This is a genomic window from Roseovarius pacificus, assembly GCF_900142665.1.
GTDB classification, from domain to species: domain Bacteria; phylum Pseudomonadota; class Alphaproteobacteria; order Rhodobacterales; family Rhodobacteraceae; genus Roseovarius; species Roseovarius pacificus.
In genome coordinates, this window is sequence record NZ_FRBR01000044.1 from 1 (window position 1) to 1778 (window position 1778).

Sequence of the window (1778 nt, forward strand, 5' to 3'; positions counted from 1 at the left end):
TGGAAACCAGACGCCGATAACACCCTCATATATCTACTTTTTAGATAACAGATTTCATCCGCTAGCGACGTCACAAAAGGTATGTGACGCGTGGCGAATACAATTAGAAGCAAAGGGCAAGAGGCTTTGTGCCAGGCGTTGGTCGACGCGCGTAAAAACGCGGGTCTCGGTCAGGACGACTTGGCGGACAGGCTCAAGTGCCATCAATCTCTCGTGGCGCGCATTGAGAGCGGCGAACGCCGGATCGACGTGGTCGAGCTGGTCGTTTTGGCGCGTGCCATCGGCTTTGACCCATTCGAGGTTCTGGCGATCGTCGAAGCCGCCACGGAGCCCGACCACAGGATTTGAACCATTTGATTGATCGAAAACACCGGTGCTGAGCTCTCCCGGTGTGAAGAGCGCTATCACGAGGACAAACAGTAACCGATAATAACCAGGCTCGGCATGCGGTTGCAGCAAGCGATTTAAGATCCAGGCTGCTGTCCACAACGCCGAATTGTAGGAAGTCAGTAAACAGTGAACGAAGATGAGGTCGAAGGCGTCGCGATCGCGAATTTGATCGGGATGGATGAGCGTAGTGTTGTCGGGTGGGTGTATCGCTGGAATACGGGCGCGCTGGCGGTGATGTGGGATGTCAATGGCCCGCAGCGGGTTTCAAAGTGTCTGCCTGACCTCAGTGACGCTGAAAAGCGTGAAATCGACTTCGGTGGATTGACCCAAATTCCGAGGCGCGACAGCTGGCAAGATCAGTCATGACAACTCGAAGCCAATCGAGGGTATCTGTGCATAAAGCGGTACCCTGGGCAGAGTTGACTCGGAGAGTGTCTGCGGCGAATGACGTTTGACAGGCCACTGGAACGGGTCAGTAATCGACCTGTTCAAACCCATAGTTACCCGCGTAGTCGCGCCAATCCACGAATACCGATCGATTAAAAACGCTTGGGCAGTTCGACCCCCAGCCTTCGAGCCCGACATGAGCATCGGGTAGAGCCGTCGGCGCAGATACGGCCCATGAAAATTTGCCCTGCGTGCCGTAGGTGCCAAGATAGACCAGCGCATAGCGTCGGCATTGATTATTTTCTCCAGTTTCTTGCTGAGAGGCGAAGCGAACATCAAAAACTCGAATGGATCGGACAAAATTGAACTCTGGTCCGCTGATGTCGATATCTGCACGATCTTGAACGAGTCGCAGGGCAAGTTCGACGGGAACGAACTCGTTTGATGTTTCGTCAACGCTCCAAACGGCCGTTTTTGCCATTACTTCAGGTGCTTGACGGGTCATGGGAAATGACTGGCGTGGCCGCACATTATCAGTCCGGAAGAACGCGTCGAAGGTCCGATTTGTTCCGCTCGGTTGAGGTTCGATCTCATAGGAGGCGCCCATGGGACAGCGCCAGATTTGTAGCGGCGGTTCCACCGGCCAAGGCGTAATTCGTCGGATGAATTCGGCACGGGCCCGGGCGCAAGGGACGGACGCGGGCCAGCCGCCAGACAGGCAGAGGAGGATCGCGCAGTCGATCGGGTATGTCTGCGCGCGGGCGGGCATCGGCAAGGAAACGCCCGCAAGGGCCAGAGCAACAGCGACCGAGGGGAGGAGCTTTTTGAATGAATAACGCATGCTGAGGAGCCTTCGTGACAGGAGTTCAGCATACATACAATAATATACTATCGCAACATTAAGTATAAAGTCGCATAATGAAGTTTATGTTACGTCTCTTGCTGTATCGACATCCGCATACGGTTTGCCAAGCCAAATCTGCTAACCAGCAGAAACGTAG

Annotated in this window: 3 protein-coding genes; 2 read left to right on the forward strand and 1 reads right to left on the reverse strand. The window is 54.4% G+C overall.

Annotation, left to right across the window (positions count from 1 at the left end; translation table 11 throughout):
- Positions 1-90 precede the first annotated feature (90 nt).
- Together BUB53_RS22130 and BUB53_RS22135 are read left to right on the forward strand one after the other, a co-directional pair.
- Positions 91-348 carry a helix-turn-helix domain-containing protein gene (locus BUB53_RS22130; protein WP_057821663.1) on the forward strand — a complete coding sequence of 86 codons (258 nt, stop codon included), beginning with the start codon at positions 91-93 and terminating at the stop codon, positions 346-348.
- Between the two features lie 168 nt (positions 349-516).
- Positions 517-756 carry a hypothetical protein gene (locus tag BUB53_RS22135; RefSeq protein WP_057821661.1) on the forward strand — a complete coding sequence of 80 codons (240 nt, stop codon included), beginning with the start codon at positions 517-519 and terminating at the stop codon, positions 754-756.
- 106 nt (positions 757-862) lie between these two features.
- On the opposite strand, the gene BUB53_RS22140 is transcribed toward BUB53_RS22135, so the two are convergent.
- The gene (locus tag BUB53_RS22140) at positions 863-1618 is read right to left on the reverse strand and encodes a hypothetical protein (RefSeq protein WP_188745053.1); all 756 of its coding nucleotides are present in this window, start codon (positions 1616-1618) and stop codon (positions 863-865) included.
- Positions 1619-1778 lie beyond the last annotated feature (160 nt).

Bases quoted from the DNA above. Each gene is read 5' to 3' on its own strand.
- BUB53_RS22140 (WP_188745053.1), bottom strand. From the start codon at position 1,618: ATGCGTTATTCATTCAAAAAGCTCCTCCCCTCGGTCGCTGTTGCTCTG.